We start from the raw sequence: 16,339 nt of genomic DNA on the forward strand, positions 1-16,339 counted from the left end.
ATTAAACAGCCAACGTTCTTAATTGATCAGGTCTGAAACCTACAATCGTAACTTTCTCGTCAGCAGTCGTAATTACTGGTACGCTTCTGAAACCTTTTTCTTTTAATGAATCTATATATTGTGTTTCAACATCAATGTTGATTTCTTCAAAGTTTAAGTTTTTATCAGCTAAAAACTTTTTAGTCATTTTGCATTGGGGACAGTTATCTTTAGTATATAATGTAATTGTGTTCATTCTATTCACTCCGTCTCTTTTTATTTCTATAAACAATAGTATATCTTGTTGGGAGAAAAAGTCAATCTTAAAAACCACAATATATAGTGTTTATTTTTTTGTTATACACAATGTTTTGTGGAAAAGACTGTGGATAATTATTTATAAAACACTACTAATAAGCTTTCATATTTGTTTTCAAAAGGAGAATAATGTTAATTATTTTTTTAATTACTATATTTAGTGTCAGAATGAAAAAGGAAATCTAGATAATTATATGCTAACTTTTTAATCCAATTTTTATTAAATGTACTTTCTATATATAGTGGGTAAGAAAAAGAAGTGACAAAACTGTTAGGCTTTTGTAAGTTTATATATAGGAAGAGTTTTACTATCTTTTGTAGAATATGCAGTAAACAAAGACAAAATATAGTGGGGATAAATATGAAGAAAAAAGTAATGATTTACATGAGTTTATTTTTAGGATTAGCTTTTCTTTTTTACGGAACACCTCTAATTACTAAAAATAAAACATCTGATACAGCTATGATTTTAGATTTATTAAATCCTTTTGTTAAAAATACAGAAGTCTATTTAAAAACGTCAGATGATTACGTAGATACCTATAAAAGTAAAGGTGAAGAAGCAACTAATTATGTTTATATCACAACAACCTATACAGAAAAAGGAAAAAAACGTCAGCTAAAATATGTATCCTTTGGTAAGAAACTAACACCAAATAAATATTTAAAAGTAACAATAAAAGGACAAGATGTTAGAAGATGGGAAGAAATACCTAAAGAGGCAGTGCCAGAAAAAGCTATGGAGAAATTAAAATAAAAAGGGTGATGATTTCGTTAAAAAGAAATCATCATCCCTTTTATTTGTTTGTTCAAAAATAACTCGCAATTAAACATTGAACAGTTTTGTCGGTTTGAAAGACATAATTCAAAAAAATAAAGCTGCATTTTCATCGTATACTTTATTCATCAAGAGGAACACAAATTCAAACACAAAAGAGTATAGATATAAAATTTGAAATAAGGTATATTAAATGAAACTAGGTTTTATGAAAAAAGTACCTTATATAATAGAAGAAAGGGAATGATGAACCTATGATGAACGAAAAATACAATGGCTTAGAGGCAGATGAACTATTTGAAAATGTAATGATGGAGGTTGAAGATGCAGTACATGCTTTTACTAAAACATTAGGCTACAAAGAACTTAACTATAAAGAGCAACAATCAGCTGTAGAAATTATTAATTATTTTGGTGAATGCATGTTTGATTATCATTTAGAGTCTATGTGCTTATGGAGTAAAAAAGCCATAGAAGATGTAATGATCTCAGTATTTCCGAAGAAAGTAAGCGCAAATGTTTCATTTTTTGAAAAGGTTGAATCCGTGTTAGTTAAATTCTTTGAATTTTTATATCATTCAAATCAACAAAATAATGGATTAGAATTAGCTGCTAGTGTTAGAAAAAGCAATAAACTGATGTTAAATGAAGTTACCGTTAATTTAAAAGGTAGTTCAGAAGAAAAACTATTTGATTTGGGAAGTGAAATGGGCTTAGATATGTCAGATTTAAGCGACTTAGATCGATTATATAAATTTGTGTCACTATTTGAAACTTCAAAAAAAAACAAAACATTTAAAAATAGTTAATATTAAAGAGTTACAAGCTAAAAAACAAATGGTTCAATGGTATTGAAAATTAAATTTGAAGTGTTATAATACTCTCATCAGGGCTGTTAGCTCAGTTGGCAGAGCAATGGACTCTTAATCCATGGGTCGTGGGTTCGAGCCCCACACAACCCATCTGTTAGGAACGTTGATATGTAGGCATTTATTAGGTGTCTGTATATCAGCGTTTTTTTGTTTTGTCTAACATTTTTAGGTTTCGGGGCAACCTTTGGGGCAACTTTTTTAATAAAAAATAATTAAATAACACTATACCTAAATAAATTTAGATAATGAATCACTGGCTTTCTTATCAACTTCTTTTAATGCATGAGCATAAATGTTCATCGTTGTTGAATAATCTTTATGGCCAAGACGTTCTTGTACCGTTTTTACAGGCGTATTTTGAGCTATTAAGTATGTAGCAGATGTATGCCTAAAATCATGGAATCGAATCTTTCTTAAGTTATGCCTTTTTGAGAACCTAGCCCAATGTCTATTTAAACTGGCAGGAGCAACAGGATTACCTTCTGGAGAGCCAAAAATATATTTGTGCTCTACATCTTCAATATTTAGTTCCTCGCGTAATTTAACATTTATATCGATAAACTCTTTCATAATATCCATGTATTCACTAGGGACAATCATTTTTTTATTATCAGAGGACTTTAATCCGTCTAATCTTTCTAACGAATAATCTCTTTTCTGAATAATTCTTTGGTCAAACAAAACTTCGTTATTTTCAAAATCAAAGTGCCTTTCTTCTAAAGCTACAATTTCTCCTTCTCGTGCCGAAGTAAAAAAAGCAGTCATAAGTATCGCTTTAGTTCTGATGGAAGCATCTGATTCTAGTTTTTCAAACAATAAGGCTATTTCATCTGAAGTGTAAGGTTCATAAGTTAGTTTCTTAGCGTTCTTTTCTTTTGGGATAATAACAGCGTTGCAAGGATTATCTTTAATGATAGTATATTCATCCCTAGCTACAATAAAAACGTTACTTAACGCACTTAAAAGTCGTTTCTTAGTTTGTCTAGATAATTCAATACCGTATTTGTCGATAGACTTTAACCTTTTTGCGTTCACTATTATTTCTTTAATTTCATAAGGTTTTATATCTTTTAACTTCTTATTCGCAAATTTATCAAGAAATCTATCTTGAATCAAAGAGTTGTAAGTTTCGAATGTTTTTATCTCCAAGTTTTCTTGAGCAGCTTTTTTCCAATAATCATTAAAGAAATTCTTAAAAGTAATTGAATCTAGTTCGTTATAGCCGTTCTCTTCCAACTCAATATTCCACATGATTAATTCCTTTAATGCAGCTTTGTCACTTTTAGCTTTTACTGTTTTGGATAACCGCCTAGCATTTCCATTTAAAGTCGTTCCAATTGGATATCTTAAACGATAAGTCCCAGGAGATACGAGTTCGTAAGTTCCTTTTATATCATCCATGTATTTTTCCTCCTATTTATGCTAAAATAGGCATAATTAAAGAAGCCTGTCTTAGGTTATTTATGTTAAGCACGCTCTCTGGTCGCCAAACTTGAGGGGCGTGTTTTTTGTTTAGTTTAATTCAATGTCAACATTCTCATTTTGTAAGAAAATATTACCTTCGTATCGCAACTTTAATTTAGCATCGGGTGAAGCTTGTCCTACTAAATTGCCAGTAACAGTTGCACCTTCGTCTAAATCTCCGCTACTTAAAGTTTCAACTCCGTCTAAATAAGTGAAACCTGCTGATTCAGAATTACCATCAGCTACTAACGAATAATCTAACGGATTGTATGATTTTCTTTCACCAGCATTATTAGTGATAGTTAAATTAACAATTACATATTGTTTTCCTTCGTCTGGCTTCATAAATTCTCCGCCTTCAGAGTACTCAACACTATTAACTTTAATCTCATAACCTTTAATATCAACTGTATCACCAACTTTAAAGACTTGTTCCTCTTGTTTATTTTCTTTCTTATCTTCTTTTTTAGTTTCAGTTTTATTAGAAGTTGCTTCTTCTTTAACTTTAGGTTTATCTTTTTCAGAATCTCCACCTAATGAACCGATAAAACCAATCACTAAAATAGCTGCAATTAAAATGAACCACCATTTTTTATAAAAAGGTTTCTTTTCCTTCATAACATACTTTTTACCATCTTCTCCTGTAATATGTTTCTTTGCCATCTTATTTATTCCTCCAATGTGTTATAATAATATTTGTTATAAAATATCTAGGACATCACTCAAACTTTGGTCGGGGAGAGTGGTGTTTTTATTTTTTTAATTTAGCAATTCGTATTTCTTTTTATCAAATTCTTCTTGGGTGATGATACCTAAATCTACGAGTTCTTTAAATTCTTTTAATTGTTCAACAACTGTTTTAGAGCTGTCGACTAATTCTTTTTCAGTAATTTCTTCCAATGCTACAAAATTCCTTAAATTTAATTCTAAAACGGAATCACAGACTATCATAATTGAGAATTTCATATTATTAGAGTCTTTGAAGTTTAAAATGGCTGTTGAAGGAACTTCTACTTGTTTAGAAATGGAGTTGGACACTTCATTTTCGGTTGTTTTGCTATTGTTTTTGTTTGAGCCTTTGGTTTTCTTTCTGCCGACACCAACAGCCATACTTAGTCCTACAGTCGCAACACCTAGAGCGATACCGCCCATACCAAACTTTCCTTTTTCTTTAGATTTTCCTTTACTTTTAGTTTTTTCTTTACGGTTCCTATCAGCTTCTGTAACATCATGATAGACAGGTCCGTTAAATTCATAACCTAAAAAGTCAAAATAAATAGGATTGTTTTTATTAAAGAATACTTTGTTGTTTGAATCTTGAAACATTGTTCCAAGATTTGTAAAATTGACACCAACTTTTTCTCTACCACTTTTCACCTGAATGTTTAACTTGTTTATTATTTCCATTAGATTAACCCTCCAAATATGTTAAAATATATTCGAGGTTATTAACTTCAGCACACTGTTCTCTTTGGTCGGGGAGTGGTGTGTTTTTTATTCAAACTCTAATTCAGAAATGCTATCATTAATAGCTTCTAGTAATTCTTTCTCTCCTATAAACTCAACCCATCTTTCATAGCCGTCGAAACGAGGAATACCGATTTCTGCTTTAACTTTGTCGTAAGCGACTTGCATAGATGATTTCCACATCGTATCAACAGCGCGGTTCATTTTCTTCTCATCCCATCTTTTTTTAGGTGGTCTTTTTTTATTCTTCTCTAATTGATGTTCTGTTGCTTTATCTATAAATAAATTGTAACTAGATAAGTTATTTTCCAGATACTCTAAAAATTCATTAATTGTCATTGTAAACTCCTTATATTTTGATATCTTGTGTCGTAGCCGATACCAATGCTAAATTCTTCCATCAACATCGAATAATTAAATTGATTTTCGTTTTCTTCTATAAAACTATCAATTACATAAGAATCTGCTTCATATTCAAATTTAGAACGATAAACAAATTGTTTATACAATTCAAAAAAGTCTTTGTGGTCAAAATGTTTCAATTCGTGCCGAGTCACTTTTATTTGTTCTTCTTCACTTAGTTTAGAGCTAATCAGAATAGTATTTTCATTTACTATACACATACCCTTTTTATCCATATCTACTAAATATACATTGATTCCTTCTGAATTAAGCCATCTTATTAATTCATACAATAAAATTACCTCATTTACTTCCGAATTTGCCTTCTAAGAAAGCTTTAACTATTTCTCTATCATTATCTGATAAAGGTTTGCCATCATAAAACATTGCGTTATCGATCATTTCATCTAAATCTTCAGATGTATATTTCGACTTTTCTTCACGTCCTAATAGATAGTCCACTGATACATTGAAGTAGTCAGCTAAAACTCTTAATTTATCTGCCGCCGGTTCTTTTGTTTTTAGAGTATATAAATAATTTTTACTATATCCCAACTCTAAAGATATCTCTTTTAAGTTTTTATCCTTCTTTTTTGCTAATTCTTGAATACGCTCAAATGTTGTCATATCAATGTTTAACCACCTTTTTTAGTAAAGCTTATAAAAAAAGTATAAAAAAGTTGGATAAACCTATTGACTATCCTACTATATTTGGATATACTTCATTCATAAGCTAATTAATTAGCTAATAAATGCAACAAATAAGACCAATATTTTATACAAACTATCGTTGGGGAACGGTTTAAATGTATGTTTATAGGCTTTTTGTACGCTTATTTAACTATGATTAAATAGTACACTATAGTTGGATAAGAGTCAACGATTATTAGCTAATTTTTTAGCTTTATAAATAAAAAGTAAAGGATGGTGACTGTTGATGTCTGAAAATCTTGATTTACAGATTAGAAATGAATTGAGAAAAAGAAAGATGACCCTTAGTGAATTGGCTAGTTTAGTTGGGATTTCAAGTCCATATCTATCGGATATTCTGAATGGTAAAAGAGATGGACAAAAAGCCCAAGAGCATATTAACAGTATTAAAAAGATTCTAAATATTAAGAGTAAACAGGAGGTTTAAAAATGAATTTAGTGCAAATTGAAAACAATCAGCCTGTAACAAGTAGTTTGCAAGTAGCGGAAAGATTCAACAAACAGCATAAACATGTATTGGAAGCAATTGATGATTTGGTTAGGGTGGTCGAAAATTCGGCAGACCTATTTTACGAAGATACATATATTCATCCTCAAAATAAACAGGAGTATCGTCAAATAATTATGAACAAAAAAGGTTGGACTTTGGTTGCTATGGGATTTACCGGTAAAAAAGCAACTCATTTTAAATTAGATTATATAAATGCATTTGATGAAATGGAAGAAATGTTAAAAAAATCTCAACCAAAACTACCAACTGATCCAATGGAAATTTTAAAACTGACATTTGAAGCACAAGAACAAACTAATGAACGTGTAGAATCCGTTGAAAAAGAAGTTAAAGACTTGAAAGATAATCAAAAAATTGCAGCAGATGATTATGGTTATATTTCAAGAAGAGTAAATCAGCGTGTCTCAGAAGTTGCTAAAGGTTTCGGAAAATTAACGAACGAACAACGAGGAAAATTGTTTAAAGATATCAATACAGGTATTAAACAAGTTACTGGAGTAGGTAGTCGTTCTCAAATTAGAGAGAAACACTATGAAATGGTAGTTGAGTTTATTCAAGATTGGGAGCCGTCTACAGCGACAAAAACGATTGTCCGTCAAATGAGTTTGGATTTAGATGATATCGCATAGGAGGGAAAAGAAATGGGAACTAATTTAGCGTTAGTGTCACTAGATGACTTAGAGCTACTTGTAGCTAAACAGTCTATTAAAAACGAAGTTTGGAAAGCGGAGGAAGCAGCTAAGTACTTAAAGTGTAGTCAATCGCAAATTAAGAAACAAGCTACTGAAGGAATTGTTCCAGGAGTGAAAGTAGGTACTGAATGGAGATTCAGCTCAATCGCATTATTTGAGTATGTAAGTAAGTCAAAAGTAAACAAATAAGGAGGACAACATGACACTAGAAGAACACGAACATTTAGCAAAGCAGAGACAAGAGGTGAGGGATGGCAAACGATGAACGACTGGTTAGCGATTTTATTAGGAATAATTATCTACTGTAGTTTTTGGTTAATTTTAAATAGGAGGAACAGAAGAAAATGACAGTTAAATTTAAGCGAGTTATCTCTCATTTATACATAGCTCTAATGACAGCATCAATCATTTTAACATTAACTGATATCGCTTATATCTTTACAGTTTTTATGACATATTTTGCTATGCGTGTATCTGCTAATTTGATTGAAGCAGAGGAGAAAGCAATATGAAGTTTACTATTTTGAATTGTGGCGAAGTGAAGATAGGTAGAACAAAATACAGATTGGTCAGCAATCTAACAAATACGATGATTGTTGAATTGAATAGTGAAAGAATGCAATTTAGTAAACTTACAGGCGATTTTGTGGAATCTAGATCAAACAGAATGGCTAGGACTTTACCGTTAGCAATTAAGAAATTTTAAGGAGTGGGGAAGATGACTGAAGAAGAGATTTTAAAATTAGTACATATTTTAATTGGAGAAACACGAGCATACGGCTCACACGATATTGATATGGAAAAAATTGTTCCAAACGTAGAAAAGTTAGGTCAAGTTACAACTGAGTTAGTAAGTAAACTGCAAGAGATTGCTACGTCATGGGAAAACAGAGAAGAATCATCAATTAAAGCAGTAGGTCAGAAAGCTAGATATTGGGTAGATTTTATTGAAGTTGAAGTTTTAGAAACAAAAAAATCTAGCTAGCGCTACCAACACTAACTAGAAAACTACATTATTTATTATTATTACGTTAAAAATAGCACGAAATTAGGAGGTTTGCAAGTGGCTATAGAAATTACGCAAGGACATTATTACACAAGCATGACTGATACGCTTGATAATACGCATAAATTAATTATAGAAGAACATGATAAATACTTACTATTTTCAGTTGAGTTTAAGAATGAACATAATACTTATTTTGATGAAGAAGATAAGATATTGATTAAAAATATTTTAGAAAAAGGGACTAAACAACAACTAGCAGAATTATTAAATCTACAGTTTCAGACTGAATATGATTCGTTGGTTGAATTGTTAAAAGTGGAAGGGGAGAGGTTGAAGAATGGCAGAAGAAATTAAAGAAAAAGTTAATCTAATAACTAAATTAGCTGAAATTACTGAATCTGTTAAAAGGATACCTAAAAACGGTTATAACGCATTTCATAAATACCACTACATGACTGAGAGCGATATTAAGGAAGTTGTTAGAGAAGAAATGTCTAAAAGAAATATTGTTATTATCGGCGATGAAATATCTAACGAGAGAACAGAAGTGAAAACAAATAAAGGGAACATTGAGAATCAAATAAAAATTACTAAAGAGATGTCTGTTTACGATGGTGATTCTGGAGAAAAAATAACTTTTAAAGCTACTGGCGTAGGTCAAGATTCAGGAGATAAAGCTCAATATAAAGCTGAAACAGGTCTTATTAAATATGTATTAAACAATTTGTTTCTAATACCTAGTGGTGATGATCCTGAAAAAGAAGGTAAGCAATTGCAACCACCTAAAAAGATTAACTCGACTCAACTCTCAATTGTTAAAGGAAAAGTTGAAGAATTTGCACAAGTTCAAGGTCAAGAATCTCATCAAGTGTATCTGCAACTGGCTAGCTATTTGAAAATTAACAATAATTTTGAACATCTAACCGAAGATGAATTCGGGGTACTCATGAATTATTTTAACAGTAAACTTAATAATAAAAATAACACAGAAGAGAAAAGAGCGTGGGATAAATGACGGAATTAGCATTATCAGAATTACAGTTTGATGCAAAAATAAATAGTTCGATTGAGTTGACTAATGAAGAAACGTTAAACAGTTTAGTTACTGCGATCGAAAATAAATACTCAACTTTAGTATACACAGATGAAAATGAGCAGGAAGCTAAAAAGGATAGAGCGGAGTTAAACAAAGTTATTAAACAGATTGATGAACAACGGAAAAAAGTAAAAAAAGAGTTTAACATTCCTTTATCTGAATTTGAATCAAAGTTAAAAGATTATTCTTCTCGTATCTCTAATGTTATATCCCCTATCGATACAGGTATTAAAGACTTAGAACAACGTCAAAAAGAACAAAGATTACAAGACATTAAATCGTACATAGATGAAGTAGCGCCTAACTACGATATCGAACCAAGTGAAATCGAAATTCAAAATAACTGGTTGAATAAGTCGCTTAGCAATATCCAAAGACAACGATTAATTACTGATGCAATGACGTTGCTGAAGCAACAAAAAGAACACAAAGAGAATGAAATTAATATCGTTAAGTCGTTTTGTGGAGCTTTAGAGATTGACTCAGATGCTTGGTTATTGCAATTAGAACAAGGAAAAACATCTGCTGAGATTATGAAGTTGATTGAAGAATCTATTCAACGTAAAAAAGAGCAAGAAGAAGTGGAAAGACAAAGAGAAATTAAACGAAAGGAACTTTTAGAACAACAAGAAACAGAACGAAGAAAACGCGAATCAGAGCAGTATGAACAAGAAAAGAAACGTATTAAAGAGGAAAGTTCTTCTGTAGTTGAAGAACTCGTCAACGAACCAGTTGAACCTCTTGTAGAACCTGAAGAAGAAACTCAAACGTTGATTTTAAAATTTACTGCAACAAGCAGTCAATTAAATATGCTTAGCCAGTTTATTGTAGACAATGAAATTCAAGTAGAAAAAATTTAAAGAAGTGATCTAATTGGAACTTATCGCCAAATTAAAACAAATAAAAGGTTTAAATATAGCATTTGAACTCCTAGAGCAAATTAACCTAGAACGCTTAAAAACGTTGTATGGGACGTTAGATAATGTTGAAGCGTTAATTGTGTTCAAAGATAAAAGGAAGCTGTCAGACAAGCAAAGAGCGTTTTACAGAGCATTGCTAAATAACATCTTCAAATGGTGTGGCGAAGGAACAAACGAACTACATGAATTTTTCAAAGAAGAATACTTTCTTGAAACAGGAGAACGTATCTCTACGAAAGATAATAGTAAAAATTCTAAATCTGATATGAATAAATTACTAGAGATAGTCATAGACTTCATGTTTGAGTTCGATGTTCCTTTTGCTAAAGGTTATGAGTTATTACCAAAAGAAGATAATTGGTATCTGTACCAATGCTGTAAACATCGTAAATGCGCTATATGTGGCAAGAAATCAGATATTCACCACGAAGAAGGTTTAGTAGGCATGGGGAACAACAGGGGAGCTTACAATCATCTTCATAGTAAATTTATAAGCTTATGCCGAGAACATCATAATATTCGCCACACGATGACTTGGAAAGAGTTCGAAGAATTATACAAAGTACAACCGATTAAATTAGATGACAGAACGTTGATAAGACTGAATTTAATGTCAGTTAAACAAGTAAGAGAGATAAAGGAGAATGAGGAATGAGAAAAGATTATAAAGTGACTTACGTACAAAGTTTTAACGGAAAAAGATTAGAGGATAGTTATATGACATACGGAAAAACTTTTGAAGAAATGGAACAAGTGGTTAGTAATTTGCATACTGACCCTCATGTACTACATGTTGATTACGAGGAGGTAACTAATAATGATTAACAACGTCGTACTAGTCGGTCGCCTAACTCGTGACCCAGAGCTTAGATTTACATCAAATGGAACAGCAGCAGCAACTTTCAACCTAGCAGTTAATCGTAATTTTACCAACCAAAGTGGTGAGCGTGAGGCAGATTTTGTCAATTGTGTTATATGGCGTAAACTGGCTGAAACATTAGCAAATTATGCTAAGAAGGGCACGTTAATAGGTGTAGTTGGACGTATTCAGACACGTAACTATGAGAATCAACAAGGTCAGAGAGTTTACGTTACAGAAGTAGTATGCGATAACTTCCAGTTGTTAGAAAGTCGCAATGCTAATGAACAAAGGCAGAATACAGAAAACTTTAGTAATCAGAATAGCCAGTCACAATTATTTGATTCAAGAAAGCCAAATGATATTCCGAATTTTGATAAGAGTACTGATCCATTCGGACAAAGTAGTCAGATTGATATAGATGATAGTCAACTTCCATTCTAAGGAGTGATTTATTTGGAAGAAATATGGAAACCGATACAAGAATTTGAAGATATTTACGAAGTTAGTAACCGAGGGAATATTAGAACTGTCGAAGGCAAGACTACCAACAGTAATCTACACGGCAAAAGAGTATGGAAGCAAAGAGTGTTGAAACTAAAGACTGACAAAAATGGATACAAACGTGTTTCTCTTTGGAAAAACAAAAAAGTTCATGATTTCCTTGTGCATAGATTAGTTGCTAGTGATATCAGTGGATTACAGTCTCAACAAACTCAAATGGATGGTCAGATAACGAATGTTGTTAAAGATGTAGATGGAAATAAAACTCAAATAACACAATTGAAATCAGATATTAACCTACGAGTTGAAAAAGCAAACGTCATAGCTCAAATTAATTTATCACCAGAACAAGTGCTTATCCAAGCCAAAAGAATACACCTTAGTGGTGAGTCACTTATTGATAATGCTGTGATTAAGTCAGCACATATTCAAGATGGTTCAATTACTAATGCAAAAATTCAGGATGCGACTATTGATAGTGCGAAAATTAACAGTATTGATGCAAGTAAAATTAATGCGCAAACGCTACAATCTATCACTTCTAATACGGGTCAACTAAACGTGACTGGTTGGTTAGATTTTACAACCGAAAATAGAGGGTTAAGAGGTAGTTATGATTTTGGTGACCCGTATAACAACGCATATAACTTTAGATGGTTTGATGGTGATTTCAGATTATCACATCGACATTTACTTTATGCTGGAAATATTCATAATGTAAACTCAAACAATACTAAAGGTACGAAGATAGGGAACGCTGAAACGTATTATGGTTTGGATTACGCAAAATTTAGAGCGTGGGACGTTAGAGGTAACATGACTGGTCGTGTCGATTTAACGGCTAACTATCTGACCATGAGTAACTCATTCGATGAAACATCAAATGTTTTCTTAAATCCAAATGGTGATGCTTTTTTTCGAGGACAACTTGATTTAGCGAATGACATTGTTATGCGAGCTCAAAAATCATTATTTACATTTAATATTCAAAGTTTGTCATCTGGTCAAAATATCTATTTCAATTACAGTCGGACTGATTTAGCAGACTTCCGAATAGGTCGAGATGGTTCGAATGTTAATGGCGGTAGAGTAATTCAATCTAAAGCGATTTATAACAGAACGTATTCAGGTCCTGCTAATATGATAATTTATGATACTGGCACGATTGGGCGAACGACTTCAGCTAGAAAGTATAAACTTGAAATAGAAACAGCTAGCAGTGTGATAGATAACGCTAAGGAAGTCTTATCTATTAATCCTAAATCATGGTATGACAAAGGGGAAGTCTTAGATGGCGTAGCTAGTAATAGGTACTTTGGGTTTATCGCAGATGAATTTGATGAGTTAGGCTTGAATGAAGTTGTTATCTATAACGATCACGGAGAAGTTGAATCGCTAGCTTATGACAGAATAACTATGTATCACAACGCTATATTAAGTGATCATGAAAAAGAAATAAAAACGTTAAAACAAAAAATTGAAATGTTGGAGGATAGATTATATGGATGAAAAATCAAATTTAGTAATTAATCAATTAGCTAATAATTTTGCTAATAAGGTAGCTCAGCTAGAAGGTGAAAAAGCTATTCTACAGATTGAACTAAAGTTGTCACAACAACAAGTGAGTGAATTAGAACAAGAAAAAGAGGAAACAGGAAAGGGAGATAAATAATATGGCATTAACAGTAAAAAAATCATCAACTTTAAATGGAGATAGCACAATAGAGGGACAAGTAGTGTTAAAGCTAACTGCTGAAATTTCAAATGATTCACTAGGTAATAGTTATGTGAGACGTTCAGTTTTAAATCAAGAGTTATATACAGAGAATCGTGTCGAATGCAGAAAAGACGAACAAGATTTTCAAGCTGAAGTTTACATAATTGAAGATAAATTTATCGAAGAGGGATTTACCTATCAAAATGATGAAAAAGAGTTAACTAAATAGTTAGCTCTTTTTTTAATGGGATGGTGGTCATTTGGGAATGATAGACAAGTTTTTTTATTGGTTAGAGCATTTTTTAAGAGCTAATGCGGCTTTAATGGCTCTAACTGGTATGGGTTTCTATGGTTTTTTCAAGTATAAATTCGAAAAGATGAAAGGTGACAAGGTATCAGTTGACAATCGTCTTAGCAATTTGGAGAAAGCTAATTTAGCTATGCTTCACAACAAGATTTATGTTCAATGTGCCAGTCATTTAACTGAGGGGTTTATCTCAATTTCAGATTTAGATGATTTAGATTATTTATTTACAGCTTATAAAAAATTAGGCGGTAACGGCACAGGAGAGACGTTGTACAACAAAGTAAAAGCTTTACCAAATATAAAAATGAAAGAAGGAAATTAAAATGGAACAAATTTTAGCAGCAGCATCAATTATCGGAGCAATCGTATTAGGAGCTACACAAATGATTAAACAGACACCAATTAACAACAAGTGGTTGCCATTCTTAAACGTGTTAATCGGTATTGTAATTGGAGCAGGATACGCTTTAAGTTTTTTACCGACAGAAGTAATCGTTTATGCTTGGGCTGGTGGTCTAGCTGGTATGGCAGCAGGTGGTTTCTATGATTTAAAATCAAATGGAGTTGCCTTAAACAATGAAAGAAAAGCTAACAACTTAATTGATGATGGATTAGGTCATCAAGATACACAACATGAACATGATATTAAAGGGGGTGAGTAGTCTATGGCTACTCATCTTATTGTTTACGGACATGGCGCAGGTGATCCAGGAGCTGTTGGGAATGGAGAGAATGAGCGTGATTTTAATAGGAAGAAACTTCACCCCTACATTATAAAATGGGCTAACAAATCTAAACATAACTTTATTTTTTATGATACATCAGGAAATAAAGATATGTTCCAAGATACTGCTAATGGTTGGGGAATGTATTCAATTAAGTCTAATCAATATGCTTCAGTTACTGAAATCCATGAAGATGCAGCGAGTGCTTCTGCTACAGGAGGACATGTTATTATTAGCTCTAGTTTTAGTGCAGATAAAGAAGATTTAAATTTAGCTCAAGCGATTCAAAGTATTGTGGGACTCTGGGGTGGTGTTTCTAAAACGAAAGGTATTAGCTATAGAAATAACTTGTTAAATCTAAATGTGGCTGCCCAAAGAGGTGTTACATATCGTTTGATGGAATTAGGATTTATCACATCTAAACGTGATATGGACATTATCAGACGTGATTTAGACAAGTATGCCAAATATATTATTGAACGCATAACTGGAGAAAATTTAGGAGGAACTACCATGAATAAAAAAGATATGTATCATCAAACAGGAGTATTCTTCAAAGCTAAACGAGATTTACCAACTTACGTTAATGATCAATTTTCTAAAAAATCTGAATGGATGTTTGCGAAAGGTTCTGTGTTCGGAATCAGAAAAGTATTTATCGGTTCAAAAGGAAACACTCATGCTTATGTTGATGTTAACGGAGGAACAATCAGAGTGACACTTCATAAAGACTGGGTAGAAAAAATTAAATAATTTAGCGTATCTTAAAAGTAACTCTTGTTTTAAATGAAAGCGTGAAAAGACCTCTAGCCTTAATTGGTTAGAGGTCTTTTTTGTTTAAACCAAAGCTATTTGATTCTTATTCCTGTTAAACTTCTTTAAAGCAATGTAATCTGATTTGATATTCAACCAGTAATTATAAGTATCTTCACCAACTGCATCAACAGCGTGTTCTTCATACTCATTTAATTCGCTAATAAATTCATCGTGACTTATATCTTCGTTCTCAAATTTCTCAACTAAATCATAGAACTCATTCCAATAAATTTTATCCCAATCCATTACTCAAACCATCTTTCAAATTTAACTAATTCTATATGCCTAATCAAATTTATATTAACAGGTGTATCATCAATATAAATATACTCTTCATCGTAACCTTTAACAAATCCGACAATATCAGGCATAAAGTTGCCACCTGGTGCCCTTGTGTTTATTTGAATAGCAACTTGTTGTGAATTGCGAATAGCAGACTCAAACACTTCATATATGTGTTCTTGGCTCATTTCTTCTTTTCCTGGAATAACAAGATATCTTTCAGCATCGTCATTAGCTATTTGGGCATTATGCTCTGACAACATAAATCCAAAGTATTTCATCATCCCACGGTCTTCGTAGTAACGATTTAATTCCATTACGCTAAACACCTCACAGCAAATTCTTTCTCAAACGAAGTAGGATTCTTGATAAACATTTTCTTAACAACTAGTTGTTTCCTAGTATTATATATACCAAATAAAGCAACCTCAGTTTTACCATCTTCTAAGAACAGTAACGAGTTACAAATAGAAGTATCACCACAAATGCAATTAACAGTTTCATCACCAACGACTAAAGAAAACCTAACTAACATATCAGGGAAAGAAGTAACTAGTTTTATCTTATCTACTATTCCAGTTGGATTGTTTATCATATAAATCACCTCGTCTATTTGTTAGTGATATTATACGAACGTTCGTTTGTGTTTGTCAAGACAAACAGAATATTAACATAACGATATCAAACATGCAACGAAGGGCAATAATAGGGCAATCTATATTAGTGCACGAGCTGCTATGCTATTTTATTAACCAACAAAGTGTTGTTACATCAGTATATTTACTAGTTTGGACATGTTATTTTTTTGACTCTTAATCCATGGGTCGTGGGTTCGAGCCCCACACAACCCATCTGTTAGGAACGTTGATATGTAGGCATTTATTAGGTGTCTGTATATCAGCGTTTTTTG

At 32.1% G+C, this 16,339-nt stretch carries 30 protein-coding genes and 2 tRNA genes; 23 read left to right on the plus strand and 9 right to left on the minus strand.

Translation table 11 applies throughout. The annotated features are described in order from the left end of the window. Position 1 precedes the first annotated feature (1 nt). Positions 2-235: a glutaredoxin-like protein NrdH gene (nrdH, locus tag DFR54_RS03445; protein ID WP_086342131.1), complete on the minus strand. Its 234-nt coding sequence runs from the start codon at positions 233-235 to the stop codon at positions 2-4. A gap of 423 nt (positions 236-658) precedes the next feature. Between nrdH and DFR54_RS03450 the strand changes: the two genes are divergently transcribed. The 3 genes from DFR54_RS03450 to DFR54_RS03460 all read left to right on the plus strand — a co-directional run bounded on the left by DFR54_RS03450 (position 659) and on the right by DFR54_RS03460 (position 2,037). Beyond that, the gene (locus DFR54_RS03450; RefSeq protein ID WP_114288929.1) at positions 659-1,054 is read left to right on the plus strand and encodes a YxeA family protein; all 396 of its coding nucleotides are present in this window, start codon (positions 659-661) and stop codon (positions 1,052-1,054) included. 275 nt (positions 1,055-1,329) lie between these two features. Then, positions 1,330-1,884, plus strand: coding sequence for a hypothetical protein (locus DFR54_RS03455; protein WP_114288930.1), 555 nt, complete (start codon positions 1,330-1,332; stop codon positions 1,882-1,884). Between the two features lie 80 nt (positions 1,885-1,964). Then, positions 1,965-2,037: transfer RNA gene (locus DFR54_RS03460), tRNA-Lys, on the plus strand. Between the two features lie 138 nt (positions 2,038-2,175). Here the strand turns inward: DFR54_RS03460 and DFR54_RS03465 are convergent. From DFR54_RS03465 to DFR54_RS03490, 6 genes are all read right to left on the minus strand, one after another. Then, entirely contained in the window at positions 2,176-3,348 is a 1,173-nt protein-coding gene (locus DFR54_RS03465; protein ID WP_114288931.1) for a tyrosine-type recombinase/integrase, read from the minus strand. Between the two features lie 111 nt (positions 3,349-3,459). Then, on the minus strand, positions 3,460-4,074 hold the full coding sequence (locus DFR54_RS03470; protein ID WP_114288932.1) for a DUF4352 domain-containing protein: 615 nt from the start codon (positions 4,072-4,074) through the stop codon (positions 3,460-3,462). Between the two features lie 96 nt (positions 4,075-4,170). Further along, the gene (locus tag DFR54_RS03475) at positions 4,171-4,818 is read right to left on the minus strand and encodes an SHOCT domain-containing protein (RefSeq protein ID WP_114288933.1); all 648 of its coding nucleotides are present in this window, start codon (positions 4,816-4,818) and stop codon (positions 4,171-4,173) included. An 87-nt stretch (positions 4,819-4,905) separates the two neighbouring features. After that, on the minus strand, positions 4,906-5,217 hold the full coding sequence (locus tag DFR54_RS03480) for a hypothetical protein (protein WP_114288934.1): 312 nt from the start codon (positions 5,215-5,217) through the stop codon (positions 4,906-4,908). Beyond that, positions 5,214-5,501 carry an ImmA/IrrE family metallo-endopeptidase gene (locus tag DFR54_RS03485; RefSeq protein WP_126808960.1) on the minus strand — a complete coding sequence of 96 codons (288 nt, stop codon included), beginning with the start codon at positions 5,499-5,501 and terminating at the stop codon, positions 5,214-5,216. Before DFR54_RS03485 ends, DFR54_RS03480 begins: the two co-directional genes overlap by 4 nt. Before the next feature lie 82 nt (positions 5,502-5,583). Continuing rightward, positions 5,584-5,907 (minus strand): helix-turn-helix domain-containing protein, encoded by a 324-nt coding sequence (locus DFR54_RS03490; RefSeq protein WP_114288936.1) that lies wholly within the window; start codon positions 5,905-5,907, stop codon positions 5,584-5,586. A 310-nt stretch (positions 5,908-6,217) separates the two neighbouring features. Between DFR54_RS03490 and DFR54_RS03495 the strand changes: the two genes are divergently transcribed. The 18 genes from DFR54_RS03495 to DFR54_RS03565 all read left to right on the plus strand — a co-directional run bounded on the left by DFR54_RS03495 (position 6,218) and on the right by DFR54_RS03565 (position 15,084). Further along, positions 6,218-6,418: a helix-turn-helix domain-containing protein gene (locus tag DFR54_RS03495; protein WP_114288937.1), complete on the plus strand. Its 201-nt coding sequence runs from the start codon at positions 6,218-6,220 to the stop codon at positions 6,416-6,418. A 2-nt stretch (positions 6,419-6,420) separates the two neighbouring features. Next, on the plus strand, positions 6,421-7,131 hold the full coding sequence (locus tag DFR54_RS03500; RefSeq protein WP_114288938.1) for a Rha family transcriptional regulator: 711 nt from the start codon (positions 6,421-6,423) through the stop codon (positions 7,129-7,131). A 12-nt stretch (positions 7,132-7,143) separates the two neighbouring features. Then, the gene (locus DFR54_RS03505) at positions 7,144-7,383 is read left to right on the plus strand and encodes a helix-turn-helix domain-containing protein (RefSeq protein ID WP_114288939.1); all 240 of its coding nucleotides are present in this window, start codon (positions 7,144-7,146) and stop codon (positions 7,381-7,383) included. Positions 7,384-7,538: 155 nt separating this feature from the next. Next, complete coding sequence (locus tag DFR54_RS13175) at positions 7,539-7,706, plus strand: hypothetical protein (RefSeq protein ID WP_170126907.1); 168 nt, start codon at positions 7,539-7,541, stop codon at positions 7,704-7,706. Continuing rightward, on the plus strand, positions 7,703-7,900 hold the full coding sequence (locus tag DFR54_RS13270; protein WP_114288940.1) for a hypothetical protein: 198 nt from the start codon (positions 7,703-7,705) through the stop codon (positions 7,898-7,900). Before DFR54_RS13175 ends, DFR54_RS13270 begins: the two co-directional genes overlap by 4 nt. 12 nt (positions 7,901-7,912) lie before the next feature. Further along, positions 7,913-8,179 (plus strand): hypothetical protein, encoded by a 267-nt coding sequence (locus DFR54_RS03515; RefSeq protein ID WP_114288941.1) that lies wholly within the window; start codon positions 7,913-7,915, stop codon positions 8,177-8,179. Positions 8,180-8,257: 78 nt separating this feature from the next. After that, complete coding sequence (locus DFR54_RS03520; protein WP_114288942.1) at positions 8,258-8,557, plus strand: hypothetical protein; 300 nt, start codon at positions 8,258-8,260, stop codon at positions 8,555-8,557. Further along, on the plus strand, positions 8,541-9,218 hold the full coding sequence (locus DFR54_RS03525; RefSeq protein ID WP_114288943.1) for an ERF family protein: 678 nt from the start codon (positions 8,541-8,543) through the stop codon (positions 9,216-9,218). The genes DFR54_RS03520 and DFR54_RS03525 overlap by 17 nt, the downstream gene beginning before the upstream one ends. Beyond that, positions 9,215-10,159 carry a DUF1351 domain-containing protein gene (locus DFR54_RS03530; protein ID WP_114288944.1) on the plus strand — a complete coding sequence of 315 codons (945 nt, stop codon included), beginning with the start codon at positions 9,215-9,217 and terminating at the stop codon, positions 10,157-10,159. Before DFR54_RS03525 ends, DFR54_RS03530 begins: the two co-directional genes overlap by 4 nt. A 13-nt stretch (positions 10,160-10,172) precedes the next feature. Beyond that, positions 10,173-10,874, plus strand: a complete 702-nt coding sequence (locus tag DFR54_RS03535; RefSeq protein ID WP_114288945.1) for a putative HNHc nuclease — start codon at positions 10,173-10,175, stop codon at positions 10,872-10,874. After that, positions 10,871-11,044: a hypothetical protein gene (locus tag DFR54_RS13180; RefSeq protein ID WP_170126908.1), complete on the plus strand. Its 174-nt coding sequence runs from the start codon at positions 10,871-10,873 to the stop codon at positions 11,042-11,044. The genes DFR54_RS03535 and DFR54_RS13180 overlap by 4 nt, the downstream gene beginning before the upstream one ends. After that, the gene (gene ssb / locus DFR54_RS03540; protein ID WP_114288946.1) at positions 11,037-11,522 is read left to right on the plus strand and encodes a single-stranded DNA-binding protein; all 486 of its coding nucleotides are present in this window, start codon (positions 11,037-11,039) and stop codon (positions 11,520-11,522) included. The genes DFR54_RS13180 and ssb overlap by 8 nt, the downstream gene beginning before the upstream one ends. Positions 11,523-11,534: 12 nt before the next feature. Continuing rightward, positions 11,535-13,091, plus strand: coding sequence for an NUMOD4 domain-containing protein (locus DFR54_RS13275; RefSeq protein WP_114288947.1), 1,557 nt, complete (start codon positions 11,535-11,537; stop codon positions 13,089-13,091). Continuing rightward, on the plus strand, positions 13,084-13,254 hold the full coding sequence (locus DFR54_RS13190) for a hypothetical protein (protein WP_170126909.1): 171 nt from the start codon (positions 13,084-13,086) through the stop codon (positions 13,252-13,254). The genes DFR54_RS13275 and DFR54_RS13190 overlap by 8 nt, the downstream gene beginning before the upstream one ends. A 1-nt stretch (position 13,255) precedes the next feature. Beyond that, positions 13,256-13,528 carry a hypothetical protein gene (locus DFR54_RS03550; protein ID WP_114288948.1) on the plus strand — a complete coding sequence of 91 codons (273 nt, stop codon included), beginning with the start codon at positions 13,256-13,258 and terminating at the stop codon, positions 13,526-13,528. Between the two features lie 37 nt (positions 13,529-13,565). Then, a complete protein-coding gene (locus tag DFR54_RS03555) occupies positions 13,566-13,928 on the plus strand; it encodes a hypothetical protein (RefSeq protein WP_114288949.1) in 363 nt (120 codons plus the stop codon). A gap of 1 nt (position 13,929) precedes the next feature. Continuing rightward, positions 13,930-14,268: a holin gene (locus DFR54_RS03560; RefSeq protein WP_114288950.1), complete on the plus strand. Its 339-nt coding sequence runs from the start codon at positions 13,930-13,932 to the stop codon at positions 14,266-14,268. 3 nt (positions 14,269-14,271) lie between these two features. Further along, positions 14,272-15,084 carry an N-acetylmuramoyl-L-alanine amidase gene (locus DFR54_RS03565; protein ID WP_114288951.1) on the plus strand — a complete coding sequence of 271 codons (813 nt, stop codon included), beginning with the start codon at positions 14,272-14,274 and terminating at the stop codon, positions 15,082-15,084. An 84-nt stretch (positions 15,085-15,168) separates the two neighbouring features. Here the strand turns inward: DFR54_RS03565 and DFR54_RS03570 are convergent, their stop codons facing one another. Continuing rightward, positions 15,169-15,393, minus strand: a complete 225-nt coding sequence (locus DFR54_RS03570; protein WP_114288952.1) for a hypothetical protein — start codon at positions 15,391-15,393, stop codon at positions 15,169-15,171. Further along, on the minus strand, positions 15,393-15,746 hold the full coding sequence (locus DFR54_RS03575; protein WP_114288953.1) for a hypothetical protein: 354 nt from the start codon (positions 15,744-15,746) through the stop codon (positions 15,393-15,395). Before DFR54_RS03575 ends, DFR54_RS03570 begins: the two co-directional genes overlap by 1 nt. A 48-nt stretch (positions 15,747-15,794) precedes the next feature. On the opposite strand from DFR54_RS03575, the gene DFR54_RS13110 reads away from it, so the two are divergent. Next, entirely contained in the window at positions 15,795-16,028 is a 234-nt protein-coding gene (locus DFR54_RS13110) for a hypothetical protein (protein WP_126808956.1), read from the plus strand. A gap of 161 nt (positions 16,029-16,189) precedes the next feature. After that, positions 16,190-16,280: transfer RNA gene (locus DFR54_RS13195), tRNA-Ser, on the plus strand. The last annotated feature ends 59 nt before the right edge of the window (positions 16,281-16,339 follow it).

Source organism: Vagococcus fluvialis, assembly GCF_003337315.1.
Taxonomy (GTDB): Bacteria; Bacillota; Bacilli; order Lactobacillales; family Vagococcaceae; genus Vagococcus; species Vagococcus fluvialis.

Bases quoted from the DNA above. Each gene is read 5' to 3' on its own strand.
- nrdH (WP_086342131.1), bottom strand. From the start codon at position 235: ATGAACACAATTACATTATATACTAAAGATAACTGTCCCCAATGCAAA.
- DFR54_RS03450 (WP_114288929.1), top strand. From the start codon at position 659: ATGAAGAAAAAAGTAATGATTTACATGAGTTTATTTTTAGGATTAGCT.
- DFR54_RS03455 (WP_114288930.1), top strand. From the start codon at position 1,330: ATGATGAACGAAAAATACAATGGCTTAGAGGCAGATGAACTATTTGAA.
- DFR54_RS03465 (WP_114288931.1), bottom strand. From the start codon at position 3,348: ATGGATGATATAAAAGGAACTTACGAACTCGTATCTCCTGGGACTTAT.
- DFR54_RS03470 (WP_114288932.1), bottom strand. From the start codon at position 4,074: ATGGCAAAGAAACATATTACAGGAGAAGATGGTAAAAAGTATGTTATG.
- DFR54_RS03475 (WP_114288933.1), bottom strand. From the start codon at position 4,818: ATGGAAATAATAAACAAGTTAAACATTCAGGTGAAAAGTGGTAGAGAA.
- DFR54_RS03480 (WP_114288934.1), bottom strand. From the start codon at position 5,217: ATGACAATTAATGAATTTTTAGAGTATCTGGAAAATAACTTATCTAGT.
- DFR54_RS03485 (WP_126808960.1), bottom strand. From the start codon at position 5,501: ATGTGTATAGTAAATGAAAATACTATTCTGATTAGCTCTAAACTAAGT.
- DFR54_RS03490 (WP_114288936.1), bottom strand. From the start codon at position 5,907: ATGACAACATTTGAGCGTATTCAAGAATTAGCAAAAAAGAAGGATAAA.
- DFR54_RS03495 (WP_114288937.1), top strand. From the start codon at position 6,218: ATGTCTGAAAATCTTGATTTACAGATTAGAAATGAATTGAGAAAAAGA.
- DFR54_RS03500 (WP_114288938.1), top strand. From the start codon at position 6,421: ATGAATTTAGTGCAAATTGAAAACAATCAGCCTGTAACAAGTAGTTTG.
- DFR54_RS03505 (WP_114288939.1), top strand. From the start codon at position 7,144: ATGGGAACTAATTTAGCGTTAGTGTCACTAGATGACTTAGAGCTACTT.
- DFR54_RS13175 (WP_170126907.1), top strand. From the start codon at position 7,539: ATGACAGTTAAATTTAAGCGAGTTATCTCTCATTTATACATAGCTCTA.
- DFR54_RS13270 (WP_114288940.1), top strand. From the start codon at position 7,703: ATGAAGTTTACTATTTTGAATTGTGGCGAAGTGAAGATAGGTAGAACA.
- DFR54_RS03515 (WP_114288941.1), top strand. From the start codon at position 7,913: ATGACTGAAGAAGAGATTTTAAAATTAGTACATATTTTAATTGGAGAA.
- DFR54_RS03525 (WP_114288943.1), top strand. From the start codon at position 8,541: ATGGCAGAAGAAATTAAAGAAAAAGTTAATCTAATAACTAAATTAGCT.
- DFR54_RS03530 (WP_114288944.1), top strand. From the start codon at position 9,215: ATGACGGAATTAGCATTATCAGAATTACAGTTTGATGCAAAAATAAAT.
- DFR54_RS13180 (WP_170126908.1), top strand. From the start codon at position 10,871: ATGAGAAAAGATTATAAAGTGACTTACGTACAAAGTTTTAACGGAAAA.
- ssb (WP_114288946.1), top strand. From the start codon at position 11,037: ATGATTAACAACGTCGTACTAGTCGGTCGCCTAACTCGTGACCCAGAG.
- DFR54_RS13190 (WP_170126909.1), top strand. From the start codon at position 13,084: ATGGATGAAAAATCAAATTTAGTAATTAATCAATTAGCTAATAATTTT.
- DFR54_RS03550 (WP_114288948.1), top strand. From the start codon at position 13,256: ATGGCATTAACAGTAAAAAAATCATCAACTTTAAATGGAGATAGCACA.
- DFR54_RS03555 (WP_114288949.1), top strand. From the start codon at position 13,566: ATGATAGACAAGTTTTTTTATTGGTTAGAGCATTTTTTAAGAGCTAAT.
- DFR54_RS03560 (WP_114288950.1), top strand. From the start codon at position 13,930: ATGGAACAAATTTTAGCAGCAGCATCAATTATCGGAGCAATCGTATTA.
- DFR54_RS03565 (WP_114288951.1), top strand. From the start codon at position 14,272: ATGGCTACTCATCTTATTGTTTACGGACATGGCGCAGGTGATCCAGGA.
- DFR54_RS03570 (WP_114288952.1), bottom strand. From the start codon at position 15,393: ATGGATTGGGATAAAATTTATTGGAATGAGTTCTATGATTTAGTTGAG.
- DFR54_RS03575 (WP_114288953.1), bottom strand. From the start codon at position 15,746: ATGGAATTAAATCGTTACTACGAAGACCGTGGGATGATGAAATACTTT.